This is a genomic window from Microbulbifer variabilis, from assembly GCF_023716485.1.
GTDB lineage: Bacteria > Pseudomonadota > Gammaproteobacteria > Pseudomonadales > Cellvibrionaceae > Microbulbifer > Microbulbifer variabilis_B.
In genome coordinates, this window is sequence record NZ_CP092418.1 from 359,389 (window position 1) to 380,512 (window position 21,124).

Annotated in this window: 22 protein-coding genes and 1 pseudogene; 14 read left to right on the forward strand and 9 right to left on the reverse strand. The window is 54.1% G+C overall.

Annotated features, from left to right (window positions below; genetic code table 11):
• Positions 1-52: 52 nt before the first annotated feature.
• Genes MJO52_RS01520 through MJO52_RS01535 form a run of 4 tightly spaced genes read left to right on the forward strand, consistent with a single transcriptional unit; the run spans position 53 to position 3,166 of the window.
• Positions 53-607 carry an RNA polymerase sigma factor gene (locus MJO52_RS01520; protein ID WP_252084244.1) on the forward strand — a complete coding sequence of 185 codons (555 nt, stop codon included), beginning with the start codon at positions 53-55 and terminating at the stop codon, positions 605-607.
• An 18-nt stretch (positions 608-625) separates the two neighbouring features.
• Positions 626-1,198 carry a hypothetical protein gene (locus MJO52_RS01525; RefSeq protein WP_252084245.1) on the forward strand — a complete coding sequence of 191 codons (573 nt, stop codon included), beginning with the start codon at positions 626-628 and terminating at the stop codon, positions 1,196-1,198.
• Positions 1,199-1,258: 60 nt separating this feature from the next.
• A complete protein-coding gene (locus MJO52_RS01530) occupies positions 1,259-1,804 on the forward strand; it encodes a hypothetical protein (protein ID WP_252084246.1) in 546 nt (181 codons plus the stop codon).
• A 51-nt stretch (positions 1,805-1,855) separates the two neighbouring features.
• Positions 1,856-3,166, forward strand: coding sequence for a tetratricopeptide repeat protein (locus MJO52_RS01535; protein WP_252084247.1), 1,311 nt, complete (start codon positions 1,856-1,858; stop codon positions 3,164-3,166).
• Here the strand turns inward: MJO52_RS01535 and MJO52_RS01540 are convergent.
• Both MJO52_RS01540 and MJO52_RS01545 read right to left on the reverse strand, forming a co-directional pair.
• On the reverse strand, positions 3,143-4,087 hold the full coding sequence (locus tag MJO52_RS01540; RefSeq protein WP_252084248.1) for an isocitrate lyase/PEP mutase family protein: 945 nt from the start codon (positions 4,085-4,087) through the stop codon (positions 3,143-3,145). The two genes, MJO52_RS01535 and MJO52_RS01540, sit on opposite strands and share 24 nt — an antisense overlap.
• Before the next feature lie 230 nt (positions 4,088-4,317).
• Positions 4,318-5,148 (reverse strand): alpha/beta fold hydrolase, encoded by an 831-nt coding sequence (locus MJO52_RS01545; protein WP_252084249.1) that lies wholly within the window; start codon positions 5,146-5,148, stop codon positions 4,318-4,320.
• Positions 5,149-5,486: 338 nt separating this feature from the next.
• Between MJO52_RS01545 and rpsF the strand changes: the two genes are divergently transcribed.
• The 6 genes from rpsF (at position 5,487) to MJO52_RS01575 (ending at position 10,255) form a co-directional block, all read left to right on the forward strand.
• Entirely contained in the window at positions 5,487-5,930 is a 444-nt protein-coding gene (gene rpsF / locus MJO52_RS01550; protein WP_252084250.1) for a 30S ribosomal protein S6, read from the forward strand.
• A 12-nt stretch (positions 5,931-5,942) separates the two neighbouring features.
• Complete coding sequence (gene rpsR, locus MJO52_RS01555; RefSeq protein ID WP_108731487.1) at positions 5,943-6,173, forward strand: 30S ribosomal protein S18; 231 nt, start codon at positions 5,943-5,945, stop codon at positions 6,171-6,173.
• Positions 6,174-6,216: 43 nt separating this feature from the next.
• A complete protein-coding gene (locus MJO52_RS01560) occupies positions 6,217-7,059 on the forward strand; it encodes a hypothetical protein (RefSeq protein ID WP_252084251.1) in 843 nt (280 codons plus the stop codon).
• A 37-nt stretch (positions 7,060-7,096) separates the two neighbouring features.
• A complete protein-coding gene (rplI, locus tag MJO52_RS01565) occupies positions 7,097-7,543 on the forward strand; it encodes a 50S ribosomal protein L9 (RefSeq protein ID WP_152450807.1) in 447 nt (148 codons plus the stop codon).
• 108 nt (positions 7,544-7,651) lie between these two features.
• Entirely contained in the window at positions 7,652-9,094 is a 1,443-nt protein-coding gene (gene dnaB, locus MJO52_RS01570; protein ID WP_252084252.1) for a replicative DNA helicase, read from the forward strand.
• Positions 9,095-9,163: 69 nt separating this feature from the next.
• On the forward strand, positions 9,164-10,255 hold the full coding sequence (locus MJO52_RS01575) for a winged helix-turn-helix domain-containing protein (protein ID WP_252084253.1): 1,092 nt from the start codon (positions 9,164-9,166) through the stop codon (positions 10,253-10,255).
• Here MJO52_RS01575 and MJO52_RS01580 read toward each other — a convergent pair.
• The 6 genes from MJO52_RS01580 to MJO52_RS01605 all read right to left on the reverse strand — a co-directional run bounded on the left by MJO52_RS01580 (position 10,245) and on the right by MJO52_RS01605 (position 17,361).
• On the reverse strand, positions 10,245-10,946 hold the full coding sequence (locus MJO52_RS01580) for a DUF6515 family protein (RefSeq protein WP_252084254.1): 702 nt from the start codon (positions 10,944-10,946) through the stop codon (positions 10,245-10,247). The two genes, MJO52_RS01575 and MJO52_RS01580, sit on opposite strands and share 11 nt — an antisense overlap.
• Positions 10,947-11,055: 109 nt before the next feature.
• Entirely contained in the window at positions 11,056-11,928 is an 873-nt protein-coding gene (gene speB, locus MJO52_RS01585; RefSeq protein WP_252084255.1) for an agmatinase, read from the reverse strand.
• 61 nt (positions 11,929-11,989) lie between these two features.
• Positions 11,990-13,183, reverse strand: coding sequence for a carboxynorspermidine decarboxylase (gene nspC / locus MJO52_RS01590; protein ID WP_252084256.1), 1,194 nt, complete (start codon positions 13,181-13,183; stop codon positions 11,990-11,992).
• 72 nt (positions 13,184-13,255) lie between these two features.
• Positions 13,256-14,449, reverse strand: a complete 1,194-nt coding sequence (locus MJO52_RS01595) for a saccharopine dehydrogenase family protein (RefSeq protein WP_252084257.1) — start codon at positions 14,447-14,449, stop codon at positions 13,256-13,258.
• A gap of 70 nt (positions 14,450-14,519) precedes the next feature.
• Positions 14,520-16,442 (reverse strand): biosynthetic arginine decarboxylase, encoded by a 1,923-nt coding sequence (speA, locus tag MJO52_RS01600; protein WP_252085946.1) that lies wholly within the window; start codon positions 16,440-16,442, stop codon positions 14,520-14,522.
• A 232-nt stretch (positions 16,443-16,674) separates the two neighbouring features.
• Positions 16,675-17,361: a DUF6515 family protein gene (locus MJO52_RS01605; RefSeq protein ID WP_252084258.1), complete on the reverse strand. Its 687-nt coding sequence runs from the start codon at positions 17,359-17,361 to the stop codon at positions 16,675-16,677.
• A 305-nt stretch (positions 17,362-17,666) separates the two neighbouring features.
• Here MJO52_RS01605 and panC point away from each other — a divergent pair, with 305 nt between their 5' ends.
• Positions 17,667-18,515, forward strand: coding sequence for a pantoate--beta-alanine ligase (panC, locus tag MJO52_RS01610; protein ID WP_252085947.1), 849 nt, complete (start codon positions 17,667-17,669; stop codon positions 18,513-18,515).
• A gap of 13 nt (positions 18,516-18,528) precedes the next feature.
• Positions 18,529-18,915, forward strand: a complete 387-nt coding sequence (gene panD / locus MJO52_RS01615) for an aspartate 1-decarboxylase (RefSeq protein WP_252084259.1) — start codon at positions 18,529-18,531, stop codon at positions 18,913-18,915.
• A gap of 44 nt (positions 18,916-18,959) precedes the next feature.
• On the opposite strand, the gene MJO52_RS01620 is transcribed toward panD, so the two are convergent.
• Positions 18,960-19,877, reverse strand: a complete 918-nt coding sequence (locus tag MJO52_RS01620) for a polysaccharide deacetylase family protein (protein ID WP_252084260.1) — start codon at positions 19,875-19,877, stop codon at positions 18,960-18,962.
• A gap of 173 nt (positions 19,878-20,050) precedes the next feature.
• Between MJO52_RS01620 and MJO52_RS01625 the strand changes: the two are divergent.
• Positions 20,051-20,545, forward strand: a pseudogene (locus tag MJO52_RS01625) (DUF523 domain-containing protein).
• A gap of 45 nt (positions 20,546-20,590) precedes the next feature.
• Positions 20,591-20,956 (forward strand): cupin domain-containing protein, encoded by a 366-nt coding sequence (locus tag MJO52_RS01630; protein ID WP_252084261.1) that lies wholly within the window; start codon positions 20,591-20,593, stop codon positions 20,954-20,956.
• Positions 20,957-21,124: the final 168 nt, after the last annotated feature.

A 21,124-nucleotide genomic window follows, 5' to 3' on the forward strand; every position in this document is an offset into this window, starting at 1 on the left:
CGCGGGTGAAAAATTTGCGGGTAACTTTCCTTTGCTATCCGGGAGTAGTGGTTTGTACGCCTGGCCCCAAAAATTACTGCGACGACGATCGCGTAATGCTCGTTTTGCTGAGTTGATACATCCACATATTCGCCAACTTTATCATATGGCCTTTCGCTGGACAGGGAATCGCGAGGAGGCTGAGGACCTGGTACAGGATGTTTTGGCAAGCCTGCTGACGCGATCTGTAGCACTGGAAAAAATTCAGCGCTTAGGTCCCTGGTTAATCAAGGTGCTCTATCACCGCTATGTGGATCTTTACCGCCGACGCCGAAGCTCCCCCATTGATGAAGAGGTTGATTGGGAGACGGTGGCAAGCGGCACGCCAGAGAGGGGACTTTCTTCTCAGGTGGAAATGCAGCGCATTTTACTGCAGGCGCTATCGAAACTAGAGGTCGACTGGCGCGATACGGTATTGCTGCACGATGTAGAGGGGTACTCCCTACTAGAGGTGGCAGATATTTTAGGCATAAGTGTGGGCACGGTGAAATCACGCCTACATCGCGCCCATAAAAAATTAAAAAAATTACTCAGTGAGGGAACTATTAGCGAGGGTCATCCGTGTTAGTAATTAGAGGAAAAGCCAATGCTGAAATATGACGCTGAAGATTTTTCCAGTGAGATGTTGTTACGTCACCAGCTCCGCGCCCTGCCGGTTGAGAACCCTGGCGATGACTTGGAAGAGCGTATCTTAAAGTCTGTCTTCACTGGGCAGGAAAGCAGTCAATCGTCGTCTTTATCAAAATTATTTTTTGACGAATATCGGCGAGTGGGACAGTTGGCTGTAGCTGCGGGTTTCTTCGTGGTCGTGACATTGGGAGTGATACTGACATTCTTAAAAGATACCCCGATGGATGTTGGGGCTGGTTATACGCAGCAAGATGTCGAAGGCACTATCAAGCGGCCAGTGCACCTTTTACTGCACAGCAGTCGCCGGATGCAGGGGGCACTAATCAGGGTCGTCTTACCGGAAAATATGCAACTTGATGGTTATGCGAGCAGTCAGGTGTTGCAATGGCAAACGGATATTGCTGCAGGAAGTAATCGCTTGTCGTTGCCGGTGAAAATCCTCGGTGAAAATAGCACGGGGGAGATATTGATCGAAGTGGAATACGGTGGGGTGAGCAAGCGACTGCGTCAACGATTAACGCACTTGTGAAGCCGGCCGCAATGTAGGGTTCGATAGCAATTTTTGTCACAACCTAGAGGTAACCAAGCGATGTGGAAACAGGGATTATTGGCGGCGGGTGTCGCTGCAGCAGTTATGTATAGCGGCCCTTTATTGGCGCAGGAGGCAGCAGAAGACCTGGATGTCACTCTCACTGTGGTTGAGGAGGGGCAGGATGCGCAAGATGTGGTGAACAACATAGAGCTTCCGCCGGATATGCAGGAGGTGGCTGAGGAAACCATCGCGGCGGTAATGGAAGCAGTAGCGGCTACTGGGCAGGGCGCTGAACATAGTGAGGAAATTGAAGCAAGGATGCGTGAGGCCCTCACACGCCACCAGGAGTTGATTGCCAATGCGCGTCTCTCAGCAGAAGCGGCCAGGGAGGAAGCTCTGCGCACCGCTGAAGTAGCCAGGGAAAGTATTGAAGAGGCCGTTAAGAGTGCGATGAACGGTGCAGATATACAAGGCGTTATCGAGCAAGTGATGCAGGATATTCTTTCTAGTCTACCTGCGGATATTCGCGACCAGATTTCTATGGAGCTTGATGGAATGTTTGAGCAGGCTCAGGACAATTTACCCGACGGGCCAGATGCCTAATTAATTGGCATTGCAAAATTTATGACAGGGAATGTTTAGAGGTAATCCACAGTGCGAAATGGGCGAATCGGAATAGTGCTAATTACGCTGTTGGTGTTGATATCACCAGTATCAATAGCTGCAGAGTTCTTCAGTGAGGCTACGGAGGCTTTCAAGCAGGGAAAATACCGTAGGGCGCTTAAGTACTTTGAAATTGAGCGTGAGTCTGGCAATAACTCTGCAAAGCTCAGGTATAACATTGGCGTTACCTTGATGAAACTAGAGCGTTATTCGGAGGCCACGATATATTTTCACGGCCTCCTGAATCATACCCGCTGGAAGGACTTGGCCCGTTATAACTTGGCCATTGCCGCAGAGCGAAGTGATCGAGAATTGGTCGCACTTAAACATTACCGTATTGTGCGAGCAGGGGCGGCTACAGAAAAGCTGCGAGACATGGCTGCGCGCCGTCTGCGCTTGTTGGCAGAGGATCATCGCGGCGAGCGTGAGAAACCCTGGCTGGCCACTGTCAGCCTGACGGTGGGCAATGATGACAACGCCTATGCGTTGCAAAATGAACTACTGGAAGAGGCCTCGATTGGGGATGACAATTACGCCGAGTTGTTTGCCTGGGGTCAATACCGCCTCAAGGGAACTGCTGGGAGTGGCTGGCGGGTGCAAGGTTACGGATTTGGGCGCAAATACAAGGAATATGACAATCTCGATCTAGCCAGCGCCAGGGCGGGATTATTCCATGATCGCCGCCTATTTGGTTGGACTGCAGAGATGGGATTTGCCGTCGAAATGGTGACCTTGGGGGGGGAGCCTGTCACACAGCAAGCACGGCTGTTGGGTAAAGTTTCAGGAAATTGGGGGCGCTCCAGAATTGTTTTTTCCTATAGCCCGGGTTACTACTTTGGTGGCGATGATTATGCTTATTTGGATGGCTGGCGTCAGTACTTTGACTTGAGTTGGCAGCGTTCATTATTTTCGACCGAGGCGAAGTTGTTTTATCGATTCGATTACAACGATCGTGAAGGGCAGGAGAAAGCAGAGGGGGATTATTACAGCTACTCACCGGCTCGTCATACTCTTGGAGGCACCCTGGTTTGGATACCTTCACCAAGATGGAATATATCCACAGGGGTGGAGTATCGCAGTAGCCTCTATAACGAAAGCAATCGTATTACCGATAGCCAAGGCGATGTGGACCTCTATTTTAGGGAGTCCGATCGAATGAGATCCTGGTTAGGGGCAAAGCTTCGTATTACCCCTAATCTCCATGTCAATGGGAAGTACCAATATATTGAAAATGAGGAGAATCGGGAATTCTATACTTACGACAAAAGTGAATATAGTTTAGGAGTCGGTTATAGTTTTTGATAGCTGAATTATTAAATCGCTTGGGGGCAAGGATGGCTCCCCCAAGCGCATCTGTAAATTTATAGTGAGTATTGAGAAGTTTAAGTTATTCCTTTTCGAGATTATTGATCTTTTTTGTTGGATGTTGGCACCCAGGTTATTTAGATAGTTATAGTCCAGACTGTGTTCAAAGATTTGTTTTGGATATTTTCCTTGGAATAACTTATTGGCCATGTTGCTATAAAGCGCATAACTCGATTGAAATAAAGCAGGTCCCCAGCTTAGCCTACGAATTCCGGCTCTCCAGAAATGGGCGGGCTCTTCCATACCGGCTAGCAGCATTAAATTGAGTGGCATACTGATTTCTTGTGTTAGCTTTTGTGCGTCCGCCAGGGAGGTTAAACCAGGAATAAATCCTCCGCTGGCACCGGCATCCTGATAATCGGACAACCTTTGCATCACCTGTTTCAGTGAATCCTGGCTGTTCTCCGTACTGTTTAGGTAAATATCGGTTCGCGCATTAATAAAAAAGGGTTGCGCCTTTAACGTGGAGCGAATAGCCAGGATTTTTTCACACAGTAGTTGTGGGCTTTCCCTGCCATCTTCGATATTGATACCGACTATGCCGAGATCACATAAATTTTTAACTAGCTCGGCGACCTGCCTGGGATCAGAGCTGTAGCCATCCTCAATATCAATGGATATCGGGACGCGGGAAACCCGCAAAATGCGCTTAACTGCGCTCAGGTGTTCCGATATTGGCATGCTGCTGCCATCGGCATAACCCAGTGACCAAGCCACAGCGGCGCTACTGGTAGCTAAGGCGAGAGCGCCGGCTGCTTGGCAGAGCTGTGCGCTAGCGGCATCCCAGATATTCGGAAGGACTAAGAGTTGGCTGCCTTCATGCAAAGCGTTGAATTGTTCGAAGTAATTAATGGCCATTAAATTTCTCCATGCGACGATTTATTGATCGAGTAATTGGGGTAGAAAATTACTTCGAGCCTTTTCTAACTTCTGGCCAAAAACGGAAGTGAACAGAGTAGGCGTTACTGTGTATGAGGGTATTACTGCGGCAGAAATTAAAAGGATTAGTAGAAAACTAGTGGTTGAGCACTTGAAGATTTCTGCTGCCTTGGCGCCATACTTTGGATGGCGCCAAGACCTGTATCCACTTAGTAAGAGCTGGCCGGGTGTTGAGTCAGCCAGTTGTCCACCTCGGCGATAATCGGACGTGGATTTTTGATCCAGCTTAGGTGGGGGTTGCCTTTCGGATAGGTGGCGGCCATCTCACGGGTCTCGCCATCTACGATAGCAGCCAGTTTGCGCGCAGCCCTTACTGGTGCAAAGGGATCGCCGGCCAGGGCGATATGTAGGGTGGGTTGGCTGTTGGGCTTGTGTTTTCCAAAGCGTTTTTCTGGAGCGAAGCGCCCACTGAAAATAGAACGGGCCCAGTCTTTCATCAGTTTGCGCGCTTCATGCCAGCCAAAACCCATGCGTGCGCCAGGGAAATAGCCGAGCAGACTCGAGGTGACACTCACTATTGAGGCAAAAAGTAAAATGGCGTACCTGTGCAGTCCGCTCCAGCTGCGGTGGTCTACATGGCCGGAGGCGATGGTGACAACCCTGGCATTGCCGGTCAGGCCGGCACGGGCCGCGAGAGTGCTAGTTTGGCCGCCGATACTGTGGCCGAGAATCAGGGCCGGGCCTGCGGGGAAGGACTCTTCCAGCAGTGCCAGTAGTTGCGGGATAAAGGCAAATACCAGGTCATCGTAGCCATAGTCGGCATTACGGTTGGGTCTCGGCAGGCTTTCGCCGGTTCCCGGCAGTTCGGTGATGGCGGTGCTATAGCCGAGTCGCTGTAATTCCTGCAACAAAAGATGGTAGCGATTGGCGGGAACGCCCATGGCGGGAATCACCAGGACTAGTGGGCCTTCGCCGTTGCGAACGGTGGTGACGGGCACCTGGAAGGCGCCAAAGCTAAGGTTGTGCGTTTCTTGGGGCATGGTACTTCTCCCTACAGAGGGAGGCACTATATGCCAGCTCGCCGCCACAAACCCATGACCAGAACGCGCAGTTCAGTGGCTGAATCTACACAAAGGCAGGGTTTCGCTGGGCTAAGGCCCAGGGTGGAACGGGTGGCCTCTGAGGGAGCAGTTGGAATAATTAGTTCACTTGTCCCCGAGCTGGAGAAGACACTGCCCTCAAATAATTGATCAACTTGCAACCAATCCCACAACTGCCTAGAATACGCCGCCCGCAATGGGCTCGGTCTATCCGCGCCCGTTGTACTCCTTGCCTTACCGGACTGTCCGGAAGGCTGATTAACCCGTAAGGAGCTAAAATGCGTCATTACGAAATTGTATTCCTGGTTCACCCGGACCAGAGCGAGCAGGTACCCGGCATGGTGGAGCGTTATACCGCTGCCATCAAGGACACTGGCGGTGAAGTACACCGTCTGGAAGACTGGGGCCGTCGCCGTCTGGCTTACCCGATCAACAAGATCCACAAAGCCCACTACATTCTGATGAATGTTGAGTGCACCGAAGAAGCTCTGGAAGAGCTGACCACCAACTTCCGTTACAACGATGCGGTTATCCGTAATCTGGTAATCCGTGAAGACGAGGCGATCACCGACGAGAGCCCGATCATGAAAGCGGAAAAAGAAAGCCGTGAGCGCAAAGCTGCCCGTGCAGAGCGCACCGAGCGTCGCGAGCGCGCTGAAGAAGAGCAGTCCTCTTCTGACGCCGCAGAAGCTTCTTCCGATAACGCTGAAAGCGAAGAGTAAGGGGATTATCAGATGGCACGTTTTTTCCGTCGTCGCAAGTTCTGCCGTTTCACCGCCGAAGGTGTTAAGCGTATCGACTACAAAGATCTCGATACCCTGAAAGCCTACATCTCTGAGACTGGCAAGATTGTTCCAAGCCGTATCACCGGTACCAAAGCCAAGTATCAGCGTCAGCTGGCCTCTGCGGTCAAGCGCGCGCGTTACCTGGCCCTGCTGCCGTACACGGACAGCCACGAAGCCTAAGCCGCAGTTTGCTTAGACTCATTAATAGAGAAGCTATCTAACTATGCGCGCCGTAGCTGAGTTTATTATGCGCGGGCGCGTGCGGGCGGTGATCCTCACCATGGTGGGGATACCGCTGATAAGCCCGGCAATCCTCGCTCTAGTGAGTTTGCGCCGCGGCAGCAGTGAAGGCCTGATGGTTTTGGCCTGGGCGCTGTTGCCAATCGTTGTTATGGGCATGAGCGGTCATGTACCACCACTGGTGACCGGTATTTCCGCTGGCCACTTTGCCGCAGTATTCTGCGGCGCCGTGGCACTGCGCAGTAGCCGTTCATGGGTCGCCGCATTGTTCACTGTAACAGCGGCCTCGGCGGTGGGTATTTTGCTCACCTCTGCCTTCAGCGGCGGTTTGCTCCAGGGCTTTATGCAAGCGCTCGAAAGAGCGGCAGAGCAGCCCAATACGGTTCCGATGGAAGAACTGAAGCAGGTGTTCTCAGGCGAATTGCAGATCACTGGATATCTGAGCCTGATATCGGCGATGAGCGCCACACTGGCTTTGGTTCTGGGGCGCTACTGGCAGGCGCTGCTGTACAACCCCGGCGGTTTCCGCCAGGAGTTTCACCAGTTGCGTATGCCGGTATGGCTGGCGGCACTGAGTATGCTGCTGTGGGTGGTGAGCCTGGTGACCCCGGGTTACGCCTTTTGGGGCGCAGTGATCGCCTTCCCCATGGTGGTTGCAGGTATCGCCCTTATTCACTGGCTGGTCGCCAGTCGCGGTTGGGGGATTGGTCCCCTGGTGGCGATGTACGTGATGCTGGTGATTGGTGGCTTGCCCCTGGCTGGATTCCTGTGTGGTTTGGCTCTGGTAGATAGCTGGATAGATATTCGCGGGCGCTCCGCAAAGTAGGCGCGCTCTGCACAATACAGAAATTGAGGAAACCGAGATGGAAGTTATTCTGCTCGATAAAGTAGGCAAACTGGGCAACGTGGGTGATCGCGTTGAGGTTAAAGCCGGTTTCGGCCGCAACTTCCTGCTGCCTACTGGTAAGGCAATTCCGGCTACCGCAGCCAATGTTGCTGAGTTCGAAGCCAAGCGCGCTGAACTGGAAGCCGCTGCAGCTGCCAAAATGGCAGAAGCTGAGAGCCGCGCTACCAAGCTGGCCGACCTGGTTGTAACCATCGCTGCCAACGCTGGCGACGAAGGCAAACTGTTCGGCTCTATCGGCACTCGCGATATCGCAGACGCAATTACTGCAGGCGGTGTTGAAGTAGCCAAGGCTGAAGTGAAGCTGCCGGAAGGCGCTCTGCGCGAAGTGGGCGAGTACGAAGTAGACGTACAGCTGCACTCCGACGTGACTGCTGTAGTTAAAGTCGTTATCGAAGCCGAGTAAGGTTTTGCCGACAAGCAGTTGGTGCCACAGGCGCCAGCCGCGCTACAATCGGGCGCTGCACCCTACCGGGTCAGCGCCTGTTTTGTTTCTGGTATCCAGTAAAGCCCCATGATCGACGAATACGCTACCCCCGAAGAAGAAATCCACAGTGAAGAGAGTTCACCGCTGCCGCATTCGGTAGAGGCGGAACAATCGGTGCTGGGGGGCCTGATGCTGGATCCGGGCCGCATCGATGCGGTTGCCGAGCAGCTGAGTGAAGAGGACTTCTTTACCGCCAGCCACCGCAAGATCTTCGCGGTAATGGGCGAGCTGAGCAATGGTGAGCAGCCGCTGGATATCGTTACTCTCGCCGAAGGCCTCGCCAGTCGCGACCTCCTCGGCGAGGTGGGCGGTCCGGCCTATCTGGCGGAACTGGCCGAGAACACTCCCTCCGCCGCGAATATCGTCGCCTATGCCAAGATAGTGCGCGAGCGCTCCATGTTGCGCCAGCTGATTGCCGCCGCCGGTGAAATCAGCCGTACCAGTTTCAATCCCGGTGGCCTGGCCTCCGCCGATCTGCTGCAGATGGCTGAGCGCCGTGTGGCGGAAATTGCCGAGGGACGCGCCAAAGAGGGCGGTTTCGTCGGTGTGGATAGCCTGCTAAAGAAAACCGTCGAGCGCATCGATGAGCTGTTTAAAACTGAAGGCGATATCACCGGCCTCAGTACCGGCCTGACCGAATTGGATCAGCGCACCTCCGGCTGGCAGCCTGGGGAACTGGTGATCCTTGCAGCACGTCCTTCTATGGGCAAGACCGCGCTGGCACTGAATTTTATCGAGAGTGCCATGCTCAGCCAGGAGCGCCCGACCCTGGTCTTCAGTATGGAAATGCCGTCTGACAGCCTGGTAATGCGGATGTTGTCTTCAATCGGTCGTATCGACCAGGGTCGTATCCGAAATGGCAAGCTGCAGGAAGAGGATTGGCCCAAACTTTCCAGCGCCGTACAAAAAATGAAGGGCAAAGCCCTGTATATCGACGATACGCCTGCGCTCAGCCCCAGTGAGGTGCGCGCGCGCACCAAGCGCACCGTGCGCGATCACACCAATAAGTTGATGCGCGAAAATCCGCGTATGAGTCGCGAGGATGCCGAGGCCAAGAGCCTGCCGGCGATGATTATGGTGGACTACCTGCAGCTGATGCAGGTGAAGGGCTCTACTGAGGGCCGCACCCAGGAAATTTCCGAAATCTCGCGCTCTCTCAAGGCATTGGCGAAAGAATACGACTGCCCGGTAGTCGCCCTGTCGCAGCTCAACCGCGGTGTGGAGCAGCGCCCCAATAAGCGGCCGATGAACTCGGACCTGCGGGAATCCGGGGCGATCGAGCAGGATGCCGACGTGATTTTGTTTATCTATCGCGATGAGTACTACAACGAGGACAGCCCGGATAAGGGGCTGGCAGAGCTGATTATCGGTAAACAGCGTAACGGTGAGATAGGCACCTGTCGCGCGGCATTTATCGGTAAATATACGCGCTTCGATAACCTGGCACCGGAATATTATCAGGGCGAGTAGATCGCTAGGTGCCAGTCTCTGAAACCTGACTGGTAACTGCTGCTCAGCAAATACAAGGAGGGTGATACCATGTTGTCAGAGCAACAGGTCCGCGCACTGGTGCTGGAGCGTCAGTTTATCCACAGCCCCTGGAACGAGGGGCTCCCCGCCTTAGTAGCGCATCTCGGCGCGCTGCAACTGGATGCCATTCAGCGCATTACCCGTGCACACCACCACCAGCTGTACAACCGTTTGCCCCGTTACCGTGAGCCAGACTTAGCCGAAGCGGAACAGCGCCGCGAAATTTTCGAATACTGGTCCCACGCCGCCGCCTATATGTCGATGGAGCACTACCCCTATGCTCGGGTGCGTATGGATCGTATCCGCTCTGGGCAGCGCCACTGGTATGAGAAGAATGCCAAACTGTGCCGCTATGTGCTGGATCGGGTAGGCGCTGAGGGACCATTGCGGGCCAGTGATTTTGTACGCACCAAAAGTGGTTGGTGGGAGTGGTCCGATGAAAAGAAAGCGCTGGAGCAGTTGTTTCACGAGGGTGAGCTGATGGTCAGCCACCGAGTGGGTTTTCAAAAGGTCTTTGATCTCCCAGGGCGGGTATTGCCGGCAAATACGCCGATCAGCGCCGCTACCGAACTGGAATACGGCTGCCACTTGGTACGCACTTTTCTTGGCTGCCAGGGCATTGGCCGCCCTGAGGAAGTCGCCTATCTACGTCGCGAAGACAAGCCCCTGATTCAGCGGGCCATCGAAAATATGCTTGCCACTGGTGAGCTGACTTCTCATGGCAAAGAGTTGATGCTGACAGAGCAGCTGGAGCAGAGTCCGGCGCGGCCAGCGCGCAAGGTGCGACTGTTATCGCCTTTCGATCCACTGATACTACAGCGCAAGCGCCTGAGCCGGCTATTTGAATTTGATTACCAGTTGGAGTGCTATGTCCCTGCAGCCAAGCGCCGCTATGGCTACTTCTGTCTGCCGATTTTATACGGCGATCGTTTTGTAGGATTGGTGGACTTGAAGGCCGATCGGGATGCGGGAGCACTGCGTATCGAGACTCTGCATTGGTTGGAAAAGCCCGGTGTCTCGCTGGAGGCGAGCTTTCACCGGGCCTTGGGTCAGTTCGCCCGCTTTCACGGGCTGGAAAGTGCGGCGGCGCTTACAGCTTGACCACCACATAGACTTCCTGGCCATCGCGCTGGGTCGGCATAAAGTAGTTGCCGCCATAGCGGTAGTACTGAATGCCATTGATCACTTCAGCCGCGTAGCCTTTGGGCAGCGTCTCCACCACCTGACCAGGCTGGAAGCCTTCTGGGCCTGGGTCCGGTGTTGCGGGGACTGTTGCCGGTGCCACAGTTGGAGCTTGTGCAGGCGCCGGAGTTGCAGCGACTGGTGCTGGAACCGTAACCACTGGTACCGGAGCTGGAACAACCGCCACCGGTGCGGGAGGCGCCACAACCACATAAGTACGGGAAGCTGGCATCCACTGGTAATAGGCATCGGCGTATTGGTAGTAGGTTACGCCGCCCACTTGCACCGGCACGGCTCTGCTTGGCAGTGTTACCACTGAAGCGCCCAGCGGTGCACTAACGACGACATAGCCCCTTGGGCCATGGCGATAGAAGTGTCCGCCTTGGTAATAATAGGGGCGCCCGCCTACGGCAACACGAACATGGCCTCTGGGCAATACGGGTGCGATAAACCCAACAGAAACACGGGGGCCGCGATAGTAGCCACCACCTCGGTGATGGTGGTGGTCGCCCCAGCGATCGTAGCCACGGGCGTCTGCAGATGGACTAAAGGCAAAAGCCGCCAGTGCAAAGAAGGCACTGGCGCCAAGAAATAGATTCAGCTTATTCACGGTCTCTCCAGCGAAGTGATTACTCACATCGACATACTAACCCTTAATCTGACAGCAATGACAGGTTAATTGGTTAAGAATTGTCAAAGTGCTGGAAAGCGAGGCTGCCTCAGCGGTTGCGCTGAATAATCCCCATCAGTTTGTACATCAGCTGGGCAGCGGCGAAATCATAGGCGTGGAAGCCGTCAATTGGCGCGAATTCCAGTACGTCAAAACCGATAATCTGGCGTTGGCGCGCCACGGATTCGAACAGGTTGAGGGTCTGGTACCAGCCCAGACCGCCGGGTACTGGAGTGCCGGTAGAGGGAAACACCGAAGGGTCCATGCCATCTACATCCAGAGTAAAGAAGACTTTCTTGGGGAAGTTTTCTGGCAGCTGGAATTCCTGCACGTTGTTGGGCACTAGCTGATGGGCGTCCAGATAGCCGACGTTGTAATCCTTGCGCGCCTGCATCTCTTCTTCGCAGTAGGCGCGAATCCCCAACTGGAACAAGGGCACGCCGGCCTCTACCACCAGGCGCATCACGCTGGCGTGGCTGTGCTTGTGGCCCTCATAGCGGTCGCGCAGATCGGCGTGGGCGTCGATCTGTACCACGCCGAAGTCGGTTTCACCGGCATCCAGCAGGCCTTTGATAATGCCCCAGGTCACCGAGTGTTCGCCGCCGATGCCCACTGGCATCTTGCCCAACGCTAATACCTCCTGAGTCGCTGCGGCGATATTGTGCATGACCTGCTCTGCATCACTGCGCACTTCGACTGGCGGGCGGGTGTAGATACCCAGCTCACAGGGTGAGGAGAAATTGTCGAAAGTTTCCAACTGCCAGGAGGCCTCAAGGATAGAGGCCGGGCCCTTGCCGGTGCCGCCACCGTAGGAAACAGTCTCCTCATAGGGGATGGGGATGATATGAAAGAAGGCGTCCTCGGGCTTGGGTTGCTCGATTTCGGAGCCCAGGAAAATTGGGTAATCGTTTTCTGGCTGCATCTGCATGTCCTCTGGCGGCGGGGTTTGTACTGCCCGCCGCATCACTATCTTGTTGGGGCTATCAGGAGAGGCGCTCTTTGAAGTCCTCGTAACCGAAGCTTTTGATTATCTTCAGGTCATCGGTCTCCGAGTTCCACAGGGCGATGGACGGCAGAGGGATACCATTGAAAGTATTGGTCTTCACCATGGTGTAGTAGGCCATTTCCTCGAATACCAAGCGCTCCCCCACCCTGAGGGGGTTGTGGAAGCTGTACTCGCCGATACTGTCCCCGGCCAGACAGCTCTGCCCGCCCAGGCGGTAGGTGTGGGGCAGCTCGCCGGGGCGCGCGGCACCGGTGATTTCCGGCCGGTAGGGCATCTCCAGAACATCCGGCATATGGCAGGTGGCGGAGGCGTCGAGAATGGCCTGGTTCTGGCCATTCCAGGCGGTATCCACCACTTCTGTCACCAGGATGCCGGAGAACAGGGAAATGGCCTCGCCTGGCTCCAGGTAGACCTGCACGTCATATTTTTCAGAGAAGCTGCGCACAGCGCTAACCAGCTCGTCGACCTGGTAATCACGGCGGGTGATATGGTGGCCACCGCCGAAATTGATCCACTCCATCTGCGGGATCAGGTCGCCAAATTTCTCTTCCACGGCAGCGATGGTGCGCTCCAGCGGTTTAAAGTCCTGCTCGCACAAGGTGTGGAAGTGCAGGCCACTAATGCCCTCCAGCGACTCACCCTCAAACAGTGAACGCACGATACCGAGCCGTGAGCAGGGTGCGCAGGGGTCGTAGAGATCGGTGTGGCCTTCGGAATGTTCGGGGTTGATACGCAGACCAAAGCGCAGCTCCGGGCGCTGCCTTTGCATATCCAGGCACAGTTCCCGGTAACGCTTCCATTGGGAAAAGGAGTTGAAGATCACGTGGTGGGCGAACTGCAGAATTTCGCGCAGTTCATCTTCCTTATAGCCGGCGCTGAATACATGGACTTCCTTGCCCTGGTCGCGCCCGCCGTACTCTTCAAAGCCGAGTTTCGCCTCAAACAGGCCACTGGCACAGGTGCCCGACAGATATTCAGCAACAATTGGACCGGTGCTGAACATGGAGAACGCTTTCAATGCGGCCAATACTTTGGCGCCACTGCGTTTCTGCACATCGGCCAGTAGTGCCAGGTTGTCGCGCAAGGCGATTTCATCGACCACGAAACAAGGAGAGGGTACGCGGTAGGGGTCAAAGTGTCCGAAGTAGTCTAGGCGGGGAGTGAGATCCATAGGGAGCTTCTTTATCCTGCTGCGCGGGATGGGCGCCAGGGCCCATCCCGAGGGGTATGGAAAAGTGCGGAATTACTGGAAGGGCTTATCCAGCCAGGTTTCCTGCCAGGGCAGGCCGTACTTGTTCAGGTCGTCCATAAAGGGGTCCGGGTCCATCTGCTCCATGTTCCACACGCCGGGCTTCATCCACTTGCCTTCCAGCATCATCTTGGCGCCGATCATTGCCGGTACTCCAGTGGTGTAGGAGATGGCCTGGGACTGTACCTCTTTGTAGCAATCCTGGTGATCGCAGGTGTTGTAGACGTAGTAGATCTTCTCTTCGCCGTCTTTGCTGCCGCGGATAATGTTGCCGATGCAGGTCTTGCCTTTGGTCAGCGGGCCCAGGCTGGCGGGGTCTGGCAGCATCGCCTTGAGGAACTGAATGGGCACAATTTCCTGGCCTTGGAACTGCACCGGTTCGATGCCGGTCATACCGACGTTTTGCAGTACTTCGAGATGCTTCAGGTAGCTTTCACCAAAAGTCATCCAGAAGCGCGCGCGCTCGATTTCAGGGAAGTGCTTGGACAGGGACTCCAGCTCTTCGTGGTACAGCAGGTAGATGTCTTTGTCGCCGATGCCTTCGGGGAAGTTGAAGACACGCTTCTCTTCCATCGGCTTGGTGGTTACCCACTGGCCATTTTCCCAATAGCGGCCGTTGGCGGTAATCTCGCGGATATTGATTTCCGGGTTGAAGTTGGTGGCGAAAGGCAGGCCGTGGTCGCCGGCGTTGCAGTCGAGAATATCCAGGGTGTGGATACGATCGAAGTGGTGCTTCTTGGCGTAGGCGGTAAATACGCTGGTCACACCGGGGTCAAAACCGCTGCCGAGCAGGGCCATCAGGCCGGCTTTCTCGAACTTCTCCTGGTAGGCCCACTGCCACTTGTACTCGAACTTGGCCTCTTCCGGCGGCTCGTAGTTGGCGGTGTCCAGGTAGTGCACGCCGGTTTCCAGGCAGGCATCCATGATGTGCAGGTCCTGGTAGGGCAGGGCCACATTGATGATCATGTCCGGCTTCACTTTTTCGATCAGCTTGACCAGTTCGGGTACGTTATCCGCATCGACTTCGGCGGTATCAATTTTCCGCGGCAACATCTTCGCGATCTTGTCGCACTTGCTCTTGGTGCGGCTGGCGAGAGTGATGTTTTCAAATACTTCAGGAACTTGTGCGCACTTGTGCGCAACTACCTGGCCGACGCCGCCGGCGCCGATGATCAGTACGTTGGCCATAAAGATCTCCTTAGTCTGCGGCGTTGGCCGCCGCTATCTTCTTAAAGGCTTGCCGCCTTATTTTTTAAACTTACTTTTCGAAGTAGGTGTAACCGCTCATGCTGGCGGTATAGGTATGCAGAATCTGCTTGCGCTGGGCAGCGGTGATCAACCCCTGTTTCACAGCGCGCTCCGCCAGGCGGCGGAAACGCTCGAAAAGTTCTTTGGGTTGATATTCTACGTAACTCAGCACGTCGGAAATACTGTCGCCGTGAATCTCATGGCTGAAGTCGATACTGCCGTCCTCCTGGATACGTACACTCACCACGTTGGTATCGCCAAACAGGTTGTGCAAATCGCCCAGAGTTTCCTGGTAGGCCCCCACCAGGAAGGTTCCGAGGATATAGTCCTCGCCGTCTTTCAGTTCGTGCAGGGGCAGGGTTTTCTGCTCCTTCTCGCGACCGATAAAGCGGTCGATCTTCCCGTCGCAGTCGCAAGTGATGTCGGCGATGATACCCGAGCGGGTCGGCGCCTCGTCCAGGCGATGGATCGGCAGTAGCGGGAATACCTGGTCGATGGCCCACATATCCGGGATCGACTGGAAGACGCTCACATTGGCGTAGTAGATATCCGACAGCACCTCTGGCAGGGCCTGCAGGTCAGCGGGTATTACTTCGGCTTCGTCGAGGAGTGCGCGAATTTCCTGGGCACCCTGCAGGAACAGGTTCTCCGCATTGGCGCGCTCGCGCAGGCTCACCTGGCCGTGCAGGTACAAAGAACGCACTTCGTCGCGATAATAAAGGGCGTCGTTGTAGCTCTCCTGAAGGTTTTTGGGGGTGATGCTACTCACCGCATCCTGCAGATTGAGCAACATCTGGTGATCGCCGTCGCTGATCTTGGTGTGCTCCAGTTCCACCGGTTCGAAGCGGGTGGTGTCGAGCACATCGAACAAAAGCACTGAGGAGTAGGCCACGGTAGCGCGGCCGGACTCGGTGATAATCACCGGGTGGGCAACCCCTTCACTGTCGAGAGTCCCCATAATGGCCTCCACGACATCCACGCAATACTCGTCGAGGGAATAGTTCTTGGAGTGGGTGTAGTTGGTCTTGGTGCCGTCGTAGTCCACCGCCAAGCCACCGCCCAAGTCCAGATAGCCCATGGGAGCGCCTTCTTCCACCAGATCGGCGTAGTAGCGGCAAGCTTCCAACACTCCAGTGCGAATATCGCGAATATTCGGTACCTGCGAGCCCAGGTGGTAGTGCAGCAGCTTGAGGCAGTCGAGCATATTGTGGCTGCGCAGCTGGTCGACCATGGCAATCAGGTCGTTACTGCCCAGGCCGAAAATGCTGCGGTCGCCACTGGTGGCGTTCCAGTAGCCGCCCACCTTGGAGGCGAGTTTCACCCGCGCGCCGATATTGGGGCGCACCTGCTCGCGCTCTGCGCAGCGGATGATGGTTTCCACTTCCGAGGGCGTTTCTACCACGAAGAAAATCTGTACACCCAGGCGCTGCGCCTGCAGGCCGAGGTTGATAAATTCCTCGTCCTTGTAGCCGTTACAGATGATCAGAGATTCGGTGTTGTCCAGAATGGACAGTGCAGCGATCAGCTCCGCCTTGCTGCCAGCCTCCAGGCCGTGGTTAAAACGGCGGCCGGCGCTGGCGATCTCCTCGATCACCTGGCATTGCTGGTTGACTTTGATCGGGAAGACCCCGCGAAAAACATTACCGTAGCCGCAATCTTCGATGGCGCGGGCAAAGGATTCATTAATGCGGGCGATCTGTGCATCGAGCAGATTTTCAATGCGCAGTAGTAAGGGCATGCCCAGGCCGCGCTCGGTGGCGCCGCGGGCGATCTCCATCAGAGAGACACTTTGGGATTCCCCTTTGGGACCCTCGACCAGGACCGAAACTTCACCGTCTTGATTTAAATCGAAATAGCCGGCGCCCCAGTTGCGGATGCCGTAAAGTTCGGCAGAATCGTCGCAGGTCCAGTTTTTTACTTGTTGCTGTTTCATGGCGCCTTTCCGTTGATCTGTGGCGGGCGCGAATCTTGGGCCCAGCAGTGCTGGAAAGCAATAACTATAGATAAAAAAACGTTGATTTTTTTCCCTGTAAAAAACTAAATATTTATTCGGTTTTTTTCTGGCTTCAGCGCGCTTTACGATGAGGAATTCTTGTGGAAATTTAGCCGCGAAATAAAAAAGCGGTCCGAAGACCGCTGAAGCTTGGGAGGATGGAATAGGGTGGTTAAAACAGTCCGGGATTGGGCACAACGCGGTAGCCGCGTCGCCGGTCATCCCAGCGGTAATAGGTGTCGTAGGCTACGTAGTAGTTGTAGCCACCGACAACCACTGTCAGGGCCGAGGCCGGTAAGCTATGCACGATGGCGCCGTGGGGCGGACGGGTTACCACATAGCCGTGAGAAGCCGGGCGGTAGAAAATACCTTCGCTATAGTAGAAGCCGGTGGCGCCGATGCTGACACTGACAAAATTTTGCGGTAGGTGGCGCCAGCTGTAGCCGTAGCCGTAATGTGCCGGGCGCCAGCGAGGACGATGCCCATGGTGTCCACGGCGATAATGGGGTCTGTGCACCGCGCGGTGCTCGTGCCGGTGGCCTGTGCGGTGGCCGCGGCTATAGCCATCGGAGTAACCATCTTTGTAAGCGTGGCGGACTTCTCGGCGATGTCTGCGCTCCTCTCTACGCTCTCTGCGTGCTTCCTTGCGCTGTCTGCGCTCTTCTCTACGATGTTCTCTCTCGTGCTTGCGATTATGATGTCTGTCGCGTTCCATGTGACGCTGCTCGCGATGGGCTCTTCCCTGTCCGTGGTGATCGTGGTCCATTGCCCGCTGGTGTCCCCTATGTACTTCGGATATGGCAGGGGTTGCCAGGAGCAATAGGCCCGCGGCGGCGATGGCAGTAGTGAGGTGTCTCATGGCAGCGCTCCCGAGCACGGATGGCTCTTTGATGTCGTTTAAAGTCGTTTGTGGATCTTGGCGGGCAGTTTGCCCTGGCGGGTATGAACACTTCCTGAACTCTGTGCGATAACCTGAGGTGGGGGAGAGGTGTGGTGGGATAATTTGTAAGTGACTTGGAATCCGGCTGATATGACCTAGACGTGGTCTGTGAGCTATCAGAGATGTCGTGGAAAAAACCTGGGGATAGCGGCACTTTTGCTAAGTTGAGACGCCTCGTCTCAGCGAGTATGATGCCGCGCTGATACATAGTGAGCGGTAGAGAGATGCAAGTCTTCCACCACGTAGCCAGCCTGCGCGAGGCGCTGGCCAAAGCCCGAGCAGACGGCAAGACCGTGGGCTTCGTGCCCACCATGGGCAATCTGCACGACGCCCATATCGAGCTGGTCAAGTTGGCCCAGCAGCACTGCGACCTAGTAGTGGTATCGATCTTCGTCAACCGCCTGCAGTTTGGCCTGAATGAGGATTGGGACAAATATCCGCGCACTATGGAGCGGGATATGGCCCGGTTGCGCGAAGCCGAGTGCGATTTCCTGTTCCACCCGGATGAGAACGAGATTTATCCCAACGGTATGGACCAGCAGACCCGCGTAGTTTGCCCGGCCATGACCGATGTGCTTTGTGGCGCGAGTCGCCCCGGTCACTTCGAAGGGGTGACGACGGTAGTCTCCAAGCTGTTTAATATTGTGCAGCCGGACAAGGCCGTATTTGGCATCAAGGACTTCCAGCAATTGGCGGTGATTCGCCGTATGGTCGAGGACCTGTGTATTCCGGTGGAAATCATTGCTGCGCCGGTACACCGCGAGAGCGACGGTCTGGCTCTGAGCTCGCGCAATGGCTATATCACTGCCGATGAGCGTCCCAAGGTGGCGGTGCTCAACCAGTCACTGAATTGGGTTAAAGATGAAATCGTGGGTGGGCGCCGGGATTTTGCCGACCTGGAAAAAGAGGCGCGCCAGCGTATCGAAGACACTGGCTTCCGCGTCGACTATTTCTCCATCTGCTACAGCAAGGACTTACAGCCGGCGGCTGATGACGATAAACAAATTACGATTCTGGGGGCGATGTACACCAGTGCCGCGCGCCTGATCGACAACGTATCCCTGGAACTCTGAGGGGCATCCAACCATGCAAATTGAAATGTTGAAGTGCAAACTGCATATGGCCGCGGTGACCCAGGCCGAACTCTGGTATGACGGCTCCTGCGCAATTGATGAAGATCTGGTAGAGCTGGCCGGTCTGCGCGAATTCGAAAAAATCGATATTTACAACGTGAGCAACGGTGAGCGCTTTCACACCTATGTGATTCTGGCCGAGCGCGGCTCCGGTATTATCTCCATGAATGGTGCCGCTGCCCGCCGTGTACAAGTTGGCGATCGTATTATTATCGCTTCCTATGCCCAGATGACAGAGGCAGAGGCCGATAGCCACAAGCCCAAGCTGGTCTACCTGGATGAAAGCAACAAGGTAGAGCGCAGCACTAATACCATTCCGGTTCAGCTCGCTGAAGCCTGATTCTCTCCGTTACAGGGCTTTGTGCCCTGTAGTATCCCTGACATTTAGTGATCAGACATCAATAACACTTCCTGATTGAACCTCTTTTCCAGGTAGGACTCATCCAGGGTGTAATGCCAGAGATTTTTCTTTTGCCCTTTAGCAAGGGCGATTTCGCCGATTCTGCCAGGATTGTATTTAATCGGTTGGTCGAGTTGGTATTTGGCGATGGGATCTTGATAGGCCTCCTGCAAAGAAATTATTTCCCAGCCTTCCCGCTGCAGGCGACGAGCTAAATCGCCAATAAACAACGCCGTAATGTCCATTTCATGTAACAGTAGGACGTGCTTGGGTGAGCGCCCGAGATATTTGCTCGCCATATCGTCGTAGTAATTAATACTCGCCATAAGAACGTCGACATAAAACTTTGAGAGTCTCTCCATATCAACCGGTTTCCCGACTTTCACCGCCGCTTGGAAAAGCTCTTCGATATACCAGTCGTAATTATTTAAGGTGATATAGGCATTTTGGTAATTATTTTTCTGTAATAGATTTCGCATGCCATCCCGTTTTTCGATAGTTTCTCCCTCGCGCAGATAGGGAAAGCGGAAATAGGGTTTAAAATTGTCAAATTGTTGTAGTAGATGATGGGCTTGTAAAAAATCCGACTGATAGACGGATAGCTCTGTCTCAAGAAAGTTGGGATGGCTATGGGTGTGATTGCCAATAATATGCCCGGCCTTGTTGTATGTGCCTATTCTCTCTAGGCCTTCCTGATTCAGTGATTGCGTGGTGGCAAAGAAGGTTACTTGTCCAATTTTGTGCTTTTCCAGGTTCTCAATTAGTGTTTTTGCTCGAGTTGGTCCGTCAAAGTAGCCATCGGCTTTGCGGGGGGCATCGTCAAGCGTAATCGCCAATTGTTTGGCATTAGCTACAGGGATTGTTAACAGGCTGATAATCAAAATCAGTATAGAGCGCAGCATGATTTATTTCTCTAATGGATTTGTTTAGGGGGCCTTCGCTTAACCTGGATTTATTTGTCTTACTTTTCCGGCTTTCTATCTTAATTTACTTGCTGGGCAACCTTTATGCTCATGTAATCTAAGTGATCTTTAAGCATTATTTTCTATTGTGTACATTTTGACCGCAGGTGTATATGAACAAAATACTAGTGAGTGCTTGTCTCCTGGGGTGTGCCGTGCGTTATAACGGTAGTGATGTTGAGGTCCATAACAACGATTTTGATTGGTTTATAGAAACCCAGGATATCGTTCCTCTGTGTCCGGAAGTTGCAGCCGGATTGCCTATACCCAGAGATCCGGCAGAGATTTTCGGCGGTAGTGGTGCTGAGGTTTTAGCGGGCACGGCCAGAGTTATAGGAATTGATCATAAGGATCTGACAGATTAATTTATATGGGGCGCGGACGTAGCCCTGAGCTTGTGTCGAGATCAGGATATCAAGTTTGCGGTGCTTACAGAAAACAGCCCATCCTGTGGTTCGAACTTTATTTACGATGGCAGTTTTTCAGGAGTGAAGAAAAAAGGAATTGGAATAGTGGCTGCCCGTCTAAGTGAATCGGGGATGTTGGTTTTTAGTCAGCATACTGTTGGAAGCCTCAGAGACTTAGTTGAGATCTCACGTTTGATATAGTTTTAATTAATAAGTGCTTTCTTGCTTAGGAGGAAAGGATTAGAAATGCGCTATAAAGTCATTAATTTTAGAGAAAAGCTAGCAAAGTTCTCGGACCATTGGTCTCCTAAGGTCATCGCGGAGATGAATGATTACCAGTTCAAGCTGGTAAAGATACAAGGAGAGTTTACCTGGCATGATCATCCCGATACGGATGAGGTTTTTATCGTTGTCTCAGGACAAATGGAAATTGAGTTTCGCGATAATACTATCTGTTTGGGTCCTGGGGAGATGGCTGTGGTGCCCAAAGGCGTGGAGCACAAGCCAAGGGCTGAACAGGAGTGCGAGATTTTACTGGTTGAGCCCAGAGGTGTTGTGAATACTGGTGATGCCGGAGGTGAACTGACCGCGGATAATAATATCTGGATTTAATATCCGGTAAATTGCCCAGGGCTTAATCGATAATTTTCTGTTGTTAGTCAACCTTCTGGCCCCTTGTTGTTTTAGCCGTCCCCAGTGGGTGAGGAATGGACGAATTATCTTGTACCGTGTGAATGTTTCCTACTTTTCAGCTCTGCCAGCGGTGGGGGGATTGTTTCA